16 protein-coding genes are annotated in these 15688 nt (G+C 32.5%); 7 read left to right on the top strand and 9 right to left on the bottom strand.

Annotated elements, in window-relative coordinates:
• Positions 1-57: 57 nt before the first annotated feature.
• From GQ47_RS03570 to GQ47_RS03595, 6 genes are all read right to left on the bottom strand, one after another.
• Complete coding sequence (locus GQ47_RS03570; protein ID WP_035644868.1) at positions 58-1251, bottom strand: glutamate-5-semialdehyde dehydrogenase; 1194 nt, start codon at positions 1249-1251, stop codon at positions 58-60.
• Between the two features lie 85 nt (positions 1252-1336).
• A complete protein-coding gene (locus GQ47_RS03575) occupies positions 1337-2476 on the bottom strand; it encodes an aspartate aminotransferase family protein (protein WP_035644871.1) in 1140 nt (379 codons plus the stop codon).
• Positions 2477-2554: 78 nt separating this feature from the next.
• Entirely contained in the window at positions 2555-3532 is a 978-nt protein-coding gene (argC, locus tag GQ47_RS03580) for an N-acetyl-gamma-glutamyl-phosphate reductase (RefSeq protein ID WP_035644874.1), read from the bottom strand.
• A complete protein-coding gene (locus GQ47_RS03585; protein ID WP_035644876.1) occupies positions 3525-4718 on the bottom strand; it encodes an argininosuccinate synthase in 1194 nt (397 codons plus the stop codon). The genes argC and GQ47_RS03585 overlap by 8 nt, the downstream gene beginning before the upstream one ends.
• A gap of 54 nt (positions 4719-4772) precedes the next feature.
• Positions 4773-5420: a GNAT family N-acetyltransferase gene (locus tag GQ47_RS03590; RefSeq protein WP_035644879.1), complete on the bottom strand. Its 648-nt coding sequence runs from the start codon at positions 5418-5420 to the stop codon at positions 4773-4775.
• 479 nt (positions 5421-5899) lie between these two features.
• The gene (locus GQ47_RS03595) at positions 5900-8167 is read right to left on the bottom strand and encodes a M1 family metallopeptidase (RefSeq protein ID WP_035644882.1); all 2268 of its coding nucleotides are present in this window, start codon (positions 8165-8167) and stop codon (positions 5900-5902) included.
• 186 nt (positions 8168-8353) lie between these two features.
• On the opposite strand from GQ47_RS03595, the gene GQ47_RS03600 reads away from it, so the two are divergent.
• From GQ47_RS03600 to GQ47_RS03610, 3 genes are all read left to right on the top strand, one after another.
• Positions 8354-9205: an aldose 1-epimerase family protein gene (locus GQ47_RS03600; protein WP_035644884.1), complete on the top strand. Its 852-nt coding sequence runs from the start codon at positions 8354-8356 to the stop codon at positions 9203-9205.
• Positions 9206-9210: 5 nt separating this feature from the next.
• Entirely contained in the window at positions 9211-9759 is a 549-nt protein-coding gene (locus GQ47_RS03605) for a GNAT family N-acetyltransferase (protein ID WP_035644887.1), read from the top strand.
• Between the two features lie 128 nt (positions 9760-9887).
• Positions 9888-10448 carry a DUF3575 domain-containing protein gene (locus tag GQ47_RS03610; protein ID WP_035644889.1) on the top strand — a complete coding sequence of 187 codons (561 nt, stop codon included), beginning with the start codon at positions 9888-9890 and terminating at the stop codon, positions 10446-10448.
• Here the strand turns inward: GQ47_RS03610 and GQ47_RS03615 are convergent.
• Positions 10443-10673 (bottom strand): VF530 family protein, encoded by a 231-nt coding sequence (locus GQ47_RS03615; RefSeq protein ID WP_035644891.1) that lies wholly within the window; start codon positions 10671-10673, stop codon positions 10443-10445. The two genes, GQ47_RS03610 and GQ47_RS03615, sit on opposite strands and share 6 nt — an antisense overlap.
• A gap of 108 nt (positions 10674-10781) precedes the next feature.
• The gene (locus tag GQ47_RS03620) at positions 10782-11438 is read right to left on the bottom strand and encodes a porin family protein (protein ID WP_035644894.1); all 657 of its coding nucleotides are present in this window, start codon (positions 11436-11438) and stop codon (positions 10782-10784) included.
• Positions 11439-11578: 140 nt separating this feature from the next.
• Here GQ47_RS03620 and smpB point away from each other — a divergent pair, with 140 nt between their 5' ends.
• From smpB to GQ47_RS03635, 3 genes are all read left to right on the top strand, one after another.
• Positions 11579-12034 (top strand): SsrA-binding protein SmpB, encoded by a 456-nt coding sequence (gene smpB, locus GQ47_RS03625; RefSeq protein WP_035644897.1) that lies wholly within the window; start codon positions 11579-11581, stop codon positions 12032-12034.
• 79 nt (positions 12035-12113) lie between these two features.
• Positions 12114-12752, top strand: coding sequence for a hypothetical protein (locus GQ47_RS03630; protein ID WP_035644899.1), 639 nt, complete (start codon positions 12114-12116; stop codon positions 12750-12752).
• A gap of 85 nt (positions 12753-12837) precedes the next feature.
• Entirely contained in the window at positions 12838-13845 is a 1008-nt protein-coding gene (locus tag GQ47_RS03635) for a helix-turn-helix domain-containing protein (protein WP_035644901.1), read from the top strand.
• A gap of 34 nt (positions 13846-13879) precedes the next feature.
• On the opposite strand, the gene GQ47_RS03640 is transcribed toward GQ47_RS03635, so the two are convergent.
• A complete protein-coding gene (locus GQ47_RS03640) occupies positions 13880-14521 on the bottom strand; it encodes a protein-L-isoaspartate(D-aspartate) O-methyltransferase (RefSeq protein ID WP_035644903.1) in 642 nt (213 codons plus the stop codon).
• A 190-nt stretch (positions 14522-14711) separates the two neighbouring features.
• Here GQ47_RS03640 and GQ47_RS03645 point away from each other — a divergent pair, with 190 nt between their 5' ends.
• Positions 14712-15677, top strand: a complete 966-nt coding sequence (locus GQ47_RS03645; RefSeq protein WP_035644905.1) for a Gfo/Idh/MocA family protein — start codon at positions 14712-14714, stop codon at positions 15675-15677.
• Positions 15678-15688: the final 11 nt, after the last annotated feature.

The raw sequence follows: 15688 nt of genomic DNA on the forward strand, positions 1-15688 counted from the left end.
AGTTTTTTTTTAGAATTTTCTAATTATCTAATTGCCTCAATTTTCACATTATCCCAATTATCTGATTTGTCCTTCTCCGTACACGTACCATTTATTGGTCACGAGATGCTGAAGTCCGATTGGGCCACGTTGATGCAATTTATCGGTGCTTATTGCTAATTCTCCTCCTAAACCAAATTGTCCGCCGTCTGTGAATCTTGTTGATGCATTTTGATAAACTGCTGCTGCATCTATCGATTCCATAAACAGTTGTGCGACTTCGTTATCTCTGGTAATAATTGCTGCAGAATGTCCTCCGCAATATTTATTGATCATTTCGATCGCATTTTCCTGAGAATCTATTGTTCCAATTACGATTTTATAATCTAGAAATTCTTCATACCAAATATCTTCGTTCTGAAGCGTTTTGGTGTTTTCGAAATTCTCTAAGGACTTATCTACAATAACCTCCACTTTTGCTTCTATTAAAGCTTCAATCAACATTGCTGTGAAACCTTCAAAATTTGGCAGTTTAGAATCGATTAGAACTTTATCCAAAGCATTACAAGCCGAAATTTTAGCTGTTTTGGCATTCAAAATCACTTTTAAAGCTAAATCTGTATCTGCTTTTTCATGAACGTAAACAAAATTATTCCCACGTCCGCTTACGATTACGGGACAAGTTGCATGCGCTTTTACAAACTCAATTAATTTTTCGCCTCCTCTCGGAACAATTAAATCTACTTTTTGAGTTGGTTTTTCTAAAAATGCCTGAGTTTCTGTTCTGTTGTAATTCAGATATTCCACCCAGTCTTTTGAAACTCCGTTTTCTTCTAAAGCTTTGTGCCAGAGACTTACGATTTTCAAATTTGATTTTAAAGACTCTTTTCCGCCTTTTAATAAAATCTTATTCCCGGATTTAAAAGCAATTCCGCCTGCTTCGATTGTAACATCAGGACGAGATTCATAAATAATTAAAATCGTTCCGAAAGCAGCGGTTTTATTTATAACTTTTATTCCATTATCATGTGTAAAATGAAAACGCTCTACTCCAACAGGGTCTTCCTGTGAAGCCAATTGGTTTAATGATAAAATCATCTCGTCCACCTTTTTATCATCTACTTTTAAACGTTCTTCCATCGCTAAATCTGAGCCGTCGTAATCAGCGAGATCTTCCTGATTGGTCAAGATAATCTGATTCCGCTCCTGCTCGACCAGGTTTGCCATAGACCGCAAAACCAGATTGCGTTTTTCAATTGATAATGGATTCATAATTTATAGTTGGTTGGTTGGTTTTTGGTTGTTTCTTTTTTTAGAAACCTATATTTTAAACCTGGCGGGTTTAACGTAACTAAAATTAGTTTTTTAATTCTTCTAAACTTTCTTTTAAAGCTTTTACAAACGTATCGATATCTGCTTTTTTCACAGTTAGTGGCGGTAAAATTCTTAATAGATTTTTATTGTTTGCGCTTCCTGTAAAAATGTGTTTTTCGATGATTAATTTCTTTCTTAAAGCTGCAACATCAAAATCAAATTCTACTCCAAGCATCAAGCCTTTGCCTTTTACTTGTTTGATGCCTTCAACTTCTTTGATTTTTTCTAAGAAATATTCATAAACTTCGTTTACATTTTTCTGTAAATCCAGTTTTTCAATTACATCTAAAACGGCAATTCCTGCTGCACAAGATAAGTGGCTTCCGCCGAAAGTAGTTCCCAATAAACCAAAGCTAGCTTCGAATTTTGGAGAAATTAGAATAGCTCCAACCGGAAATCCGTTCCCCATTCCTTTTGCAACAGAGATAATATCAGCATTAATTCCGTGATGTTGGAAAGCGAAGAATTTTCCGCTTCTTCCGTATCCTGACTGTACTTCATCTAAAATTAAAACAACATCGTGTTTTTTACATGCTTTTTCTAAAGCCTGAAAAAATTCAGTTGTTCCTTGGTCTAAACCTCCAACTCCCTGAATTCCTTCGATAATTACTGCCGTAACATCGCCTTTAGCCAATTCAGCTTCAACCAATTCAATTTGGTTTAACGGTAAAAAAGTAACAACTTGCTGTGCATTTATTGGCGCTACAATTTTCTTATTGTCTGTAACCGCAACTGCTGCAGAAGTTCTTCCGTGGAAAGAATTATCAAAAGCTACAACTCTTGATTTTGCGTTATGGAAAGAAGCTAATTTCAAAGCATTTTCATTGGCTTCGGCACCAGAACTGCATAAAAACAATTCGTAATCTTCAAGACCGGAAAGTTTTCCTAATTTCTGTGCCAATTCAACTTGTAAAGGATTCTGAATCGCATTCGAATAAAATCCTAAATTATCTAATTGATTCTTCAATTTTGTTACATAATCCGGCTGTGTATGTCCAATAGAAATCACACCATGTCCGCTGTATAAATCTAAATATTCTACTCCTTTGTCGTCTGTAATTGTACAATCAATTGCTTTTACTGGAGTTATGTCGTATAATGGGTAAACGTTGAATAAGTTCATTTTTGTTTTGTTTATTTTGTTTCAGCTTTCAGGTTTCAAGTTAACTTGCAACATGAAACTTTAAACTTGAAACTATTATTAAAATCCGCTTGGTTTCAAATGTAAACCAGTGGTTTCTTCTAATCCGAACATTAAATTCATGTTTTGAATCGCTTGTCCCGAAGCACCTTTGGTTAAGTTATCTATAATTGATGTTATCAAAACCCGGTTTCCTTTTTTCAATAAACTAATGATACATTTGTTCGTTTGCACCACTTGCTTCATGTTGATATTTGTCGTGGTAACGGTTACGAAAGGTTGATCTTTATAGAAATCTTCGTATTTAGCAACCAATTGCTCCAAACTATCATCGCATAATGTATATAAGGTTGCAAAAATTCCTCTTGGAAAATCTCCTCTATTTGGAATAAAAAGCAATTCACTTTCAAAATCATCTTGCAATTGAACTAAGCTTTCTCCGATTTCTCCCAAATGCTGGTGTTCAAAAGCTTTGTAATGTGACATATTGTTATTTCTCCAACTGAAATGAGAAGTTTCTGAAAGACTTACTCCTGCTCCTGTGCTTCCGGTTGTTGCATTAATATGAACATCATTATTCAATAAATTATGTTCTGCTAAAGGCAATAAAGCCAATTGAATAGCTGTAGCAAAACAACCTGGATTTGCGATATAATTTGCTTTTTTGATTTCGGCTTTATTGATTTCAGGCAATCCGTAAACAAAATCTTTTCCTTCGAAATGAGCGTCTTTATTCAATCTGAAATCATTTCCTAAATCGATGATCTTAGTATGACTTGCAAACTGATTTTCTTTCAAAAATGAAATCGATTTTCCGTGACCTAAACACAAGAAAACAACATTTACATCAGGATTTATCACATCAGTAAAATTCATTTCGATATCTCCCATCAAATCTTGGTGCGCTATTGAAAGCGGTTTTCCAGCATTTGTAGTACTGTAAACAAAATCAATGTTTACTTTTGGGTGATACATTAAAATTCTGATGAGTTCTCCGGCTGTGTAGCCTGAACCACCAATAATTCCGACATTAATCATGATCTAATTGATTTACAGATGAAAATATGTTTTGTGCATTTCCAAGAATTTTGATAAATCCTTTTGCATCATCAGATGTCCATGCATTGTTCATTTCTCCATATTGACCAAAACCTGTGTTCATCAAATCGTTTTTAGATTCGATTCCGTCAAGTGAGAAATGGTATGGTTTTAATGAAACTGTTACCGTTCCATTTACTGTTTTTTGTGTGTCTTGCAAGAAAGTTTCAATATTTCTCATAACAGGATCTAAAAACTGACCTTCATGAAATAACATTCCGTACCAGTTTCCTAGTTGCTCTTTCCAATATTGTTGCCATTTTCCTAGAGTATGTTTCTCTAATAAATGGTGCGCTTTGATGATAATTAATGGTGCAGCCGCTTCAAAACCAACTCTTCCTTTGATTCCGATAATAGTATCACCAACATGAATATCTCTACCAATTGCGTAAGCATTAGCCAATTTTTCAAGTTTTACGATATTTTTTTCAGGAACATCTTTCTTTCCGTTTAATGCAACCAATTCTCCTTGCTCAAAATGAAGTGTTACTTTTTCTTCTCCTTCTTTTTGCAATTGCGAAGGATAAGCTTCGCTTGGTAACGGTTGACTTGAAGTTAACGTTTCTTTTCCTCCAACACTTGTTCCCCAAAGTCCTTTATTGATAGAATATTGTGCTTTTTCCCAAGAATAGTGAACTCCGTTTTGAGCCAAATAATCAACTTCTTCTTGTCTTGAAAGTTTTAAATCTCTAATTGGCGTAATAATTTCGATTTCCGGAGCGATGGTTTGGAAAATCAAATCAAAACGAATTTGGTCATTTCCTGCACCTGTACTTCCGTGTGCGATTGCGCTTGCTCCCACTTTTTTAGCATATTTAATTGCTTCAATTGCCTGAAAAACACGCTCTGCACTTACTGATAACGGATAAGTATTGTTTTTTAATACATTTCCGAAAATCAAATATTTTATAGCTTTATCATAATATTTGTCTACGATGGTAAGATTTGCGTGTTGTGCACTTCCCAATTCGTAAGCTCTTTTTTCAATTGCTGATAATTCTTCAGCGTCGAATCCTCCTGTGTCAACAAGCACAGTGTGAACTTCGTATCCTTTTTCATTTTTTAAATATTTCAAACAATACGAGGTATCTAATCCTCCGCTATAAGCTAATACTACTTTTTTCATTTTTTATAATTTTGGCTAATACTTTCGTATTTAGCAGTTTGAGATTTCTTTTAATTAAATTTTGAATAAAAAAACAAACGACAATAATTTGTTTAGAAATAAAGCCTGTTTAATTTTTTTAAGTCTGCTTAAAACAGCCTCGTTAAAAGGATGTCTAGGCGGTGTTTTTTGTTTTTCTTTTGGATCGTACAACATTCCGGTACAAAGGCACATTTTGTTTTCTTTGCTTTGTAAAATAGGAAAGTTAGTGCAGGTTTTACAACCAGCCCAGAAACTTGGATCGGTTGTCAATTCTGAGAAAGGAACTGGTTTGTAACCTAAATCAGAATTGATTTTCATTACAGCCAAACCAGTTGTAATTCCAAATATTTTAGCATCTGGATATCTCTGTAAAGAATAATCAAAAACTTTAGATTTTATTTTTTTTGCCAATCCTAAACTTCTATAGTCAGGATGTACAATTAACCCCGAATGTGCCACGAATTTTCCGTGCTGCCAGCTTTCGATATAACAAAAACCTGCAAATTTCCCGTCTGCCAGAGCAATCATCGCATCACCATTCGACATTTTTTTCTGAATATACTCAGGAGTTCTTTTAGCAATCCCCGTACCTCTTAACAAGGCAGATGATTCTATCGTATCGCAGATTTCTTGTGCGAATTTGAAGTGTTCTTCCTGGGTAACAACAATAGAGATCTTCATTTCAATAATTGAAGTTAGAGTTAAAAATTAAAGCATATTGTTTAGCTTGAAATCCAGAATTGAATCCAATAAAATTAAGCAAAATAGAAGTAACATTCTCAAAATCAAAAGCTTGATCAAGAAAATTTACAAAATAATAAATACTTTTAGGATATGTTTGTCCAATGGACAAATTATGTGATTTCAAAATGAAAAATGGATATGAATAAATATACGGCTATAAAACTCAGTGAACACTATAGAGATAGCGTCCGTACTTCGGGAGAAGTAATCGGTGAGTTTGTCCGTGACAAAGAAGTTATATGTAAACTTATTTTATTCATCGGTGCAAAAGTACATTAATTTTTTATTTAGAAAACAAAAAATCAAAATTCTAACATTTTTTTTACGTTTTGTGAATATACAGAAAAACAAAACCCGATAGTTACTGATAACTATCGGGTTTTAAATAATTTAAAATATTTAAAATATTTACTTTTTTAATTTTTAGTAAAAGGAATTACTTTTCCATCAGATAAAATCATATCAACAGTAGTTTTAGCTTCGTTAAATTTAAACTTCACACCTGCTCTTTTTGATTCAAATGTATCTTTTTCTCCGGCTACAGCTTTCACAGAGAATTTCGGATAATTAGTCAACTCTGCATATAAAGCACTGTTTTTCTCTGTAAACTCAATTTTTATAGGCGCTTTAGATGTAGAATAATTTCCTAAATAACCATCTAAAATAACATCTTGTTCTACTTTGCCTTTTCCTGCAGTCCAAACATTATTTGATTCATTGAAATCAGGAAACGCATGATCCGGATCTAATGTAATACTCTCTATTTCTTCAGTAGAATTATGTTTGAAAGACCAGTCATTATTGCGTTGCCAAATTTCTACAGGCAAATTAACTCTGGTTACTTTGCCACTTTTTGTTTTAACATCTAAAACAATTGGCATTGGCATTTTTTCAAAATTTTCTACCGTAATAATTACACCTTTTGCAGGATCATTTTTTATGTATTTAATCGAATTTATACCTTGGTCAAATCTCCAATTATTTACGTACCAACTTCTCCAAAACCAACTTAAATCTTCACCTGCAACATTTTCCATTGACCTGAAAAAATCATCTGGCTGAGGATGTTTAAAAGCCCAACGTTGAATATAAGTTCTAAAAGCAGTATCAAAACGTTCTTTTCCTAAAACTTGCTCTCTTAAAAGAATCAAACCTGCACTTGGTTTAAAATAACACAACATACCAATATTTGCTTCCTTCATATTATCAGGAGAACTCATAATAGTTTCTAGATCCGGACGTGTAAAAGATTCTGCCTCTTCATGCAAATCTGTTGGTTTTTCTTTGTATTCGCCATTATTGAATGCTGCTGTACTCAATGAATTAATAAAAGTATTAAATCCTTCATCCATCCAAGCGAATAATCTCTCATTTGAACCAACAATCATTGGAAACCAAATATGACCAAATTCGTGGTCTGTAACTCCCCATAAATCTTGTCCTTTTGATTTCCATCCACAGAAAACAATTCCAGGATATTCCATTCCTCCTTCGTTTCCTGCCACATTTGTAGCAACTGGATAAGGATACTCAAACCATTGTTTTGAATAATGCTCAATTGCTCCTTTTACATATTCACTTGAGCGTCCGTAAGCATCATTTCCATTACTTTCAACAGGATAAGCTGATAATGCCAAAGCCTTTTTACCGCTTGGCAAATTGATTTTTGCTCCATCAAGAATAAAAGCTGGAGATGAAGCCCAAGAAAAATCACGAGCATTTTTGATTTTATAATGCCATGTTTTCTCTGTTCCTGCATTTGTTTTTGCTGTCGAATTTACTTCATCGGCAGTACGGATCATAACCGTTTTATCGCTTTGAGAAGCGTCTTTGTAACGTTTTAATTGTTCAACAGAAAAAACCTCCTGACCATTTATCAATTCACCAGAAGCGACAACATAATGATTTCCAGGAACGGTAAGTTTTACATCAAAATCTCCATATTCTAAATAAAACTCAGAAGCTCCTAAATATGGCGCTGTATTCCAGCCACGTACATCATCATACACACACATACGTGGGTACCACTGCGCGATTGTGAAGATTTTTCCGTTTTTAGTTTCTAAAACACCCATTCTGTCTGATCCTTCAAAAGGAGCAATGAAAGAGAATTCGATTTTGATTTTTACAGAACCTCCTTTTGCAGCCAATTCCTGAGGAAGAAAAATTTGCATTCTGGTATCTGTAACAATATATTTTGCCTCAACTTCTACCGCATTTTTTCCTGAAGAAACTACTTTTACAGATTTAATTTTATTTCCTCCTTCAAAAACCTGTCCTTGGGCTCCGTTACGGCTTCCAGACAAAGGCACAACAGCATTTCCTCTAGAATCTTCTTTAAATAAATTCTGATCTAAATTCAACCAAAGAAATCCTAATTTATCAGGACTATTGTTCGTATATGTAATTTGATCTGTACCTACAATTTCATTTGTTGTAGCATTTAATTTTGCCGTTATCTGGTAATCGGCTCTGTTTTGCCAATATTCTACGCCAGGCTGACCACTGGCTGTGCGTGTAGATGTTCCGTTTTTAGTGTAAAAATGCGGGGCAAAGGCATCATGGTAATTATAATTATTTACTGGATTTGTTGCTGTCCCTGAAGGTGTTTGTTGCGCCCAGGAACAAGAAATCCCAAAAAATAAAGCCGCGGTTAAAATGGCTTTTGCAGATTGCTTCTTCATATTTTTTAGCTGTTTATGTAGCAAATTAATGAAAAAAAAAGCTATTTACAGAGAAATAATCAAGCTTAAATTTAATTTTAGCAAAATTTTATAAATAAAATAAATTGAGCGATTTTCCTTAAAAAATAAAAATTATTCAAATACCTTTACATTTACATAAAAATCAATCTTTTCAATTCTACTATTTTGACGACAACTATATCAAATTCAATATTAACAGCTTCAATTAAGCATGCCGGAGCCGAATTATTTTCATTAAAAAACAATCAAAACAAGGAATATATCTGGGAAGGAAACCCTGATTTTTGGGGCAAACACTCACCTGTCCTTTTCCCTATTGTCGGCACCTTGAAAAACAACTCTTATACAATTAATGAAAATGAATATCATTTGCCAAGACATGGTTTTGCAAGAGATATGGAATTTGAATTAATTGAAAAAACAGGAAATAGTGCTGTTTTTTCTTTAAAATCAAATACTGATACCTTAGAAAAATATCCGTTTGAATTCGAATTACAGCTTATTTACACATTAGAAAACACTTCTCTAAAAATCGAATATATTGTAATTAATCAAGGAGATACCAAAATGCCTTTTTCAATCGGGGCTCATCCTGCAATTTCGCTTCCTGAAAATTTTGAAAACTATTCTTTTAAATTTGAAAAAGAAGAACCTTTAAAATATAATCTTCTTGAAAATGACTTGATTTCAAATAAAACCGAAAATTTAAAAACAACCGAAAATTTAGTACCGTTGAATTATAAACTTTTCGAAAATGATGCGCTTGTTTTTAAAACGCTAGAATCAAATTCGTTGACTATTCTTGAAAATTCGAAACCTTATATACAAGTAGATTTTGAAGATTTTCCAAGTTTAGGAATCTGGACCAAAGATCAAGCACCATTTGTATGCATTGAACCTTGGTTTGGCTACTCTGATACTGCAAATAATTCTGGCGATTTATTTAAAAAAGAAGGAATTATTGTTTTAGACGATGATCAAACTTTTCATTCTCAATTTAGTATTAAAATCTTATAAATAAAATGTTAGAATTTAACTTTCATCCATTTCCAATAATTGAAACCGATCGCTTGCTTTTGAGAAGAATAACAAACGATGATGTCAATGAAGTTTTTGAATTGCGTTCGAATCCAGAAACTATGAAATATATTCCTCGACCATTGGTTAAAAACAATGAAGACGCATTGGCACATATTGCCATGATTGATGAAAAAATCGAAACAAACATTGGCATAAATTGGGGAATTACATTAAAAGGAGACGCAAAACTTCTGGGAATTATTGGCTATTACAGAATGCAGCCTGAAAATTACCGTGCCGAGATTGGCTATATGCTTTTACCTGAATTTCATGGTAAAGGAATCATACCTGAAGCCGTAAATCGATTAATAGCTTACGGTTTTAACGATATGAAACTGCATTCAATTGAAGCAGTTATAGATCCTGAAAATCAAGCTTCAGAAAAAGTCCTGCAAAAATGCGGTTTTGTTAAAGAAGCGCATTTCAAAGAATCCGAATTTTATGAAGGGCGATTTTTAGACAAAGTAATTTACTCATTATTAGAGCGATAGAATTTGTTAATTTCTGACAAAAAAATAATATTTGTTAAAACATATATTATTAATGTCCAAAATGAGTTTATACGTTATATTTGCACGCGAAATTAACCACTTAATCTATTTCGCTCAAAAACATTTTTATGAAAAAATTATTAATATTCGCCATTTTCTTCTTTTCAATTCAATCACACAGTCAAACTTTTATCAAATTTAATGGAGCTACAGCACTTTTAGCTGTTCCAAATGTTGGTATCGAAACCAGTATTGGAGAAAAGACAACTTTTAGTTTTGATGTGATGGCATCTTTCTGGAAATCATTTAACGGACACAATCCAATGGAATTTTATACTTTCACTCCTGAAGTTCGTTATCATTTTAAAGAAAAATATAATGGGTTTTATGTTGGAGGTCATGCTGGACCAGATATTTATAGAATTCAAAAATGGAATTACTGGGATAGTAATTATTATGAAAAAGGTTTTGGGTATCGTTTAGGTGTTACTGTTGGTTACAATATCAAATTAAGTGATAAATTTTTACTCGATGTTTTTGTTGGTGGTGGATGGCATCAAGGCTTTTATCATGGTCTATACAATGACGGAACACCAGGTAGATATCCTGAAGACCATGCTACAGAATACAACAAAAGTGGAGAGTGGATGCCATATAGAGGAGGCATAATGATTTCTTACAAATTATAAATTTTCAAATTTATTTAAAGATTTCACATATAAATCTTCCACTTTTTTACGGGCCCAATCTGTCTTTCTCAAAAAAGTAAGCGATGATTTAATACTTGGATTTGAAATAAAACATTTTATCGGAATTAATTCTCCTAAAGTATCAAAACCATAAAAATCAACTAAAGTCTCGACAATTTTCTGAAGTGTAATTCCGTGTAAAGGATCTTTTGATTTATTTTCCATTTTTATACTTTTTAAATTATATAAAAAAGACCGTACTATAAAAAAGTACGGTCTTTCTTTTTTTGCAAAATTACAAAATAGAATTTGACATTAATCAAATAATGAATATTAGAATAAGAATTTAAATCCTACTGAAATTGGAGAAGTCAAATTTGGATTGCTGCCACCTAACGCAGTATTATAAAATGGATCTACATTAGCTACATGAGCTAAACCAAAATTTGTAACAGTCGTTTTTTCTCCTGTCTTAGGATCAAGTGTTGTAGAGGTAAAATTTGCTAAATCATAAGAAAACTCAACAGAGAAATTCTTTGTAACAAAATAATCAAATCCACCTGAAAGAGATAAACCAACCTGATTTACTTTTAATTCACTCTCCTTTTCTTTTCCTGTAATAACTGGCAAGGCTAATTGTCCAAAGAAATAAAGTGAGCCCGCAACATTCCAATACTTTCTTGCTAATGGCTGAATAACAATTAAATCTGTATTCCCTAATGTTTTAAAATCCGGACTGATATTATCATAACCTTCTGATTTAATGTTTATATAACCAATTCCCGCCCCAACTGCTACAGACGGGGTAACAAATGTTCCTACAATTGGAATTACAGATAGATTGGTACCTTTTACTTCTCCTGTTTTTGTTTGTTGATAGCCAAATTGAGAAGTTGCAAACCATGTACCTTTTAAACCTTGATTTGAATCTTGAGCTTGAACTGCAAATCCAAAAAATGCAATACTAACTAGTGTAAAAATCTTTTTCATTTTGAGTTTATTTTTAAATTATTAAACAAACTTAGCTGTAAGCTTTTTCTTTAATACTGATTAAAATCATAGATTAAAAAAAATCTTTAATTATCTTATATCGCATTAAAATTTTTCAATTTTGTTTTACATTTGCAGTTATGATAAAATCAGTTAACATACTAAATAAAAGAGCTCGATTTGATTATGAGATAATCGACACTTATACTGCAGGAATTGTTTTAACAGGTACCGAAATCAAATCTATACGTCTGGGCAAAGCAAATATTACAGAGAGTTTTTGTGAATTCAGCGCTATGGAGCTTTTTGCAATCAATACTTATATTGAAGAATACTCGTTTGGAAATCAATTCAATCATAAATCCAGAAGTGAAAGAAAATTACTTCTTAATAAAAAAGAATTAAAAACACTTCATAAAAGTGTTCAGGCAAAAGGACTTACTATTGTTCCGTTGAAATTGTTTACCAACGAAAAAGGATTAGCCAAACTACAAATTGGCCTTTGCAAAGGAAAGAAAAACTACGACAAACGTGAATCTTTAAAAGAACAGTATACAAAACGAGATTTAGACAGAATCAAAAAAGCTTACAATTAATCAGCTTTAATTTTCTGAAAATGATGAGTTTATAAATATTTTATCGTTATTTTTACTACAAACAATATAACCTTAAAATATGAAAAAGTACCTAGTTTTCTTAATCGCCGTACTGTCACTTTCTGGTTGTGGCAGTAATACTTCTATTGTAAACAGCTGGAGAGATCCAGACGTAACTGTTGCTCAGGAAGAATTTAAAAAAGTTTTAGTTGTTGCTTTGGTCAAGGACGAAGCTTCAAGAAGAATTACTGAAAACAGAATTGCAGCAAGCAATCTGATTTTTAAAACTTCATATCAATATCTTAATGCAACATCGCAGCTAACTCAGGAGCAAAAATTAAAAATATTACAGGATGAAAACTTTGATGGCGTTGTTACAATGCGTTTAGTAAGCAAAGAAAAAGAAACCAATTACGTACCTGGAACTTATACCGGAATGTATTACGGAGGATTTGACGGAATGTATACAGGAATGTACGGTTATGGCTTTGGCAACTGGTACGGAATGTATTCTCCAAATTTCTATGATCCCGGATATTATCAGGAAACAACATCGTATATGGTTGAAACCAATATTTTTTCATTAAAACAAAATAAACTAATTTGGACAGGAACTACAGAGTCGCAATACGTTACTGATTTAGGTCAAACTATTGATGCGATAATGCAAGCCGTAGTTAAGGAAATGAGAAAAGACGGTTCTTTACCTCCAAAATAAAATATCGAAAAGCAGCTAATTAAAGCTGCTTTTTTTTTCGCAAATAAAATTGACTAATTTTGTCAAGACCAAAATTTTCATTAAAATGAAATCTTTACTAAAAAACGCCAGAGAACAAAAAGGTTTAAAAACACGTGAATTGGCGCAACTTGCAGAAATCGACCAAGCTTTAATTAGTAAATTTGAATCTGGCACACGAAAACCAACAAAAGATCAAGTCACTAAATTGTCTCAGCTTTTAGAAATTGATTACGAAACTTTGATGGTTGCTTGGCTTAAAGAAAAAATTCTTTATGAAGTTAGAGATGAAGAATTTGCTTTGAAGGCTCTTTTGTTAGTTGAGCAAGAAATTCAAAATAATACAAAACAAATCAGTTCTGCTATATTATCTTCAATCCAGAATATTTTAGATGAAATTGAAGAATTAAAAAATACAGTTCAATCATTTGATCATTTTCAATTACGTCAAATTTCCAAAACTTTAGAACTAGATTTTATTTTTAAAAACATCATGCTAAACGGAAATTCTCTAACGTTAGAAGAAACAAAATCTGTTGTTAATGATGGAATTACTATTTCAGGAAAAAGCATACAGGAGCATCTTGAAGCGATTAATTTTCAAGAAGCGGCTATGTATATTAAAGATTTAAGCCTAAAGAAAACGGTTATAAATGAAAAAGAAATTCTTTCAATTCATAATTTGATTTTTAAAGGAATAAATTCAGAAAATTTAGGAAAGTATAAAAACGACCCTCTTATACCTCGAGAAATGAATTTATTTTTTAATTGGCATGAAGTCAACAAAAATAATCTTCACCCTATAATTCTTGCGTCTGAATCCTATTTAAAAATACTTGAAATTGCGCCTTTTGAAAAGGGAAATCTTCAAATAGCGAACTTAATATTAAACTGGATTTTACTTCAAAACAATTACGCATATGTAGTAATAAAAGAAGGGAGCAATAGTAAAAATGAATATTTTTCAATACTTGAAGAAAGTCAAGCCAAAAATGATAAATCCATTTTTATTAATTATATTCTACAAATTGAAAAAGACAGTCTAAATAAAGCAAGACAACTGGCTACAAAATAAAACAATAAAGTCCGCTTAAAAGCGGACTTTATTATTAATTTTTATCTTCTAATAAAGGAACAAATCGAAACTCTCCAAACTCATGTTTTTCAAATTGCGTTTCATTTTTCCTGATTAACAATGTCATAATCTGAACATCTTCTCCAAGCGGAATAACTAGCCTTCCTCCTATTTTTAGCTGAGCCATTAAAGGTTGTGGAATAAATGGAGCACCTGCAGTAACTATAATACTGTCAAACGGAGCAAAATTTGGTAATCCTTTATATCCATCTCCAAAAGTAACATGTTTTGGACGAATATTTAATTTCGGAAATAAATTTGATGTTGTCTTAAATAACTCATTTTGCCTTTCAACAGTATAAACTTTAGCACCAAGCATAAACAAAACGGCAGTCTGATAACCAGAACCAGTTCCAATCTCTAAAATTTTATGATCTTTTTTAACTTCAAGCAATTGCGACTGAAAAGCAACTGTATAAGGTTGTGAAATGGTCTGCCCTGCTCCAATTGGGAAAGCTTTATCCTGATAAGCAAAATCTTCAAAACTTGAATTCAAAAAAAGGTGTCTTGGAATTTTTTTTATCGCATCCAAAACCGCTCTGTCAGTAATTCCTTTTTGTTCCAAAGTGCTTACTAATTGATTACGAAGTCCTTGATGTTTGGCAGTGTCTTTCAAAATGGGTTGGTTTTATTTTGGCAAAAATAAGAAACAAAACAGGATTTCAAATATTGATTTTTAAATATTAAATTAATAAAGTCAAAAGCCACAACTGATAATTTAGAATTCACAACTAACAACTCACAATTAGCTAAATTCATTTTCACGTTAAACAAATAAATTATATTTTTGTTTAAAATACATTCTCATGTTAAAAGTAGGAGTTTTAGGTGCTGGTCATCTTGGTAAAATACATTTACGCTTATTGCAACAATCTGACAAATACGAATTAGTTGGATTTTACGACGAAAATCAAGAAAATGCCGAAAGAATCTCAAAAGAATTTGGCTATAAAAACTTCAGCACAATTGCAAAACTTATTCACGCTGTCGACGTGATTGATATTGTTACTCCAACCCTTTCACACTATAAATGTGCTAAGGTTGCAATCAAATCAGGAAAACATATCTTTATTGAAAAACCAATTGCTAATACTGTAGAAGAAGCCGAAGAAATTATTGCTTTAGCCAAAGAATACAATGTAAAAGGACAAGTTGGTCATGTTGAGCGTTTTAATCCCGCTTTTATTGCCACAAAAAATATGATCGAAAACCCGATGTTTATTGAAACACATCGTTTGGCTGAATTTAATCCGCGTGGGACTGATGTTCCTGTGGTTTTAGATTTAATGATTCATGATATTGATGCTATTTTAAGTGTTGTCAATTCAAAAGTAAAAGATATTCACGCCAGCGGTGTATCGGTAATTAGTGATACTCCGGATATTGCAAATGCCCGAATCGAATTTGAAAATGGCTGTGTTGCTAATTTAACTGCCAGCAGAATTTCGTTGAAAAACATGCGAAAATCACGTTTCTTTCAAAAAGACGCCTATATTTCGGTTGACTTTTTAGAGAAAAAATGTGAAGTTGTTCGCATGAAAGATGCGCCTGAAGTCCCTGGAGATTTTGATATGATTCTTCAAAATGCCGAAGGTGTAAAAAAACAAATCTATTTCACAAATCCGGATGTGGAACAAAACAACGCCATTCTGGATGAATTAGAATCTTTTGCAAATGCAATTAATACAGATACAACTCCGGTTGTAACGCTTGAGCAAGCAACAGATGCATTGCGTGTTGCTTATCAAATTATTGATTGTTTCAACAAATAATTTAAACGATT

Origin of the sequence: Flavobacterium sp. ASV13 (assembly GCF_000745775.1) — a bacterium.
Classification (GTDB): domain Bacteria; phylum Bacteroidota; class Bacteroidia; order Flavobacteriales; family Flavobacteriaceae; genus Flavobacterium.